Source organism: Streptomyces sp. NPDC047974 (genome assembly GCF_040653375.1).
Taxonomy (GTDB): domain Bacteria; phylum Actinomycetota; class Actinomycetes; order Streptomycetales; family Streptomycetaceae; genus Streptomyces.
Genome location: NZ_JBEZNU010000098.1, coordinates 1 through 2,169 on the forward strand (window position 1 = coordinate 1; position 2,169 = coordinate 2,169).

The 2,169-nt window shown below is 55.2% G+C and carries 1 protein-coding gene; it reads right to left on the minus strand.

What is annotated here, in order from left to right:
- Positions 1-608: 608 nt before the first annotated feature.
- A partial coding sequence (locus AB0E19_RS38505) for a S1 family peptidase (protein ID WP_362189850.1) occupies positions 609-2,169 on the minus strand: 1,561 nt, incomplete at its 5' end.

Genomic DNA, 2,169 nt, shown 5'->3' on the forward strand with positions numbered 1-2,169 from the left:
GATCAAGGACTTTTCGAGTATCCGGCCCCTGCTCAAGGCGATCTTCTCGGAACTCCTGCCTGGGTTCTCTCTCGTCAAGCCGTGGGGGATTCTGCACTTTGATCCGGTTGAGTACCCGGTCACGAAGGAAGAACTGGCCGGTTCCAGAAGGCTGCCATGCGAAGTGGTGTGAGCTTCTGTTTTCTCTCCACGTGGGAGCAGCGGCATGAAGACAAGGATCTGTTGGAGATGTTCAAGTAGGGCCGGCCAACTGTTCATTTGCAGCCAAGCCGATTCGATGCTTGGCTCGATTTTCAGATTGCGAGCGCCAAGCCGCGGCTGGGGGCGGACATTGCTACTGGGTCCCTAATCAACTTCCTTGATGAGTTCTCTCACGACATGCAACAGCGCACCTGATCGCTCTGCAATCATGCGAGGAAGATCTGCGTGCAAGTTGAAGGTCGGCTAGCGGACCGGTTCGAACGCCTCGTTGAGGCGATCGTATCCCCGTTCTTGATCGTCAGCTGGCTACATCAACAGACTACGCTGCTGAGTATCATCACCATCCAGCTATCCAGCTATCCAGCTATCCAGCTATCCAGCTATCCAGCTATCCAGTCATTCAGCCATCAGCGTGATGGTTTCGCCATTCTGGTCCCGATGCTGAGCCCCGGTTCTGGCTTCGCATTGATCCTGAGAGCATCAGGCAGACCCGAGCAGGTAACATCATGATCCACAGGTGTAGTGCTGATGCCGGAAGCATCGGTCAATGTGGTACGCAATCTGACCAGAGTAGGAGGAGGGGGTTGGGTGTTCCAGGCGCAGGTCCAGCTGTAGTTCAACGGCGTTGGCGCTTTCTCGTGAAACACCACTTCCCACTTTCCGCAGGGGGAGATTGGGCAGACAATAGTTTCAACCGTCAGTGTTATCGGGAACTTTGGGATGCCGCTGTAGTGCACGTCAATGGGGAGCGGGACATAGTAGTTTCCTTGTATGTCTGCAACTTCCGTCGTCTCGAAGGGCTCGGTCAGCACCGAGATCCCGAGACTCGAGATTCTCTCGATGGGCATGAAATAGAGATCATTCGGATACGGGCCAGTAGAGTCTCCGTGACCATGATTGATGCCCACGGCAATATCGCCGATGAATATAGGCCCACCGCTGTCTCCTGCGACTGACATCAAGGCACCGCTGTCACTTCGTACGCGGACATAGCTCCCCACTGTCCCGTTCCACTCCGTCTGGGCGTTCTTGTCCTGTATCGTCCCGCACATGTAGTGGCCGGCCGTGCCGCTCTTGCAAACGGCTGCATTGATCGGCAGCGTAGACGCGGCCCTCACGCTCTTTATCTCCTGTTTAGGGACAGGGCCGCCAATCAGAGTGATCTCATTCGGCTGCGCCTGTCTTGCTCCAGAAGCCGCCTCTTTGTTCCATTGAACGTCAAACCCCCCCGAGTTGAGCTCGCCCTGAAAGGTAAGATGGGTTCCCGAGCTAGTGATCAGGGCGTTGTCGCAGTGACCTGCGGTAACGATTCCAAGCTCAAGGTTCGCGTCTTTGACGTTGAACCCGGTGGTGCAGTTCTGCGAAACGCCTGGTATTACCGGATGGCCGTTGACGTGGCTGCCACCAAGAAGGGCGGTTGGGGTAATTCGACCTTGGACTTTTATAAGATTTATGAAATTGGTACTTCTGATTAGTTTGGCCAGGGCTGATGATGCCGCCTGTGGATCGTCCGTTAGAAGATTTACTTCCGACTTTCTGATGTCTATGCCGGTCTCGAAGTTGATCTTCCGTGCGCTTAGCTGCGCGGCAATCTCATCTTGAACCGCGAGCAAAAGCTCGAGAGACCGTGGCGCTTGCTCGGCGACGTAGATGGGGTCATTGGTGAATCGTGATAGCTGAGTTTCCGCATTCCCCGTGAACCGAACAACCACCCTGAACCTTGGTGAGTGCTGGATATAGAGCCCCGCGAAGGTATCGGGACTCTTTGACTCGATAACGCGTTCAAGCGTGCCTGCTTCAAGGGTGCGTGCCTGTCTTGCCTCTGCCTCCCGAGCGTCTACGCCATATGTCCTAGCATATGTGATGGTTTGGGCTGAAAGCCCTTCTTGGCCGTCTGCAGCCATGGCGGTTGGCGGCAGCGACGTGAGGAATGTGACGACTAGGACTCTATGCACAATTGATCGAATC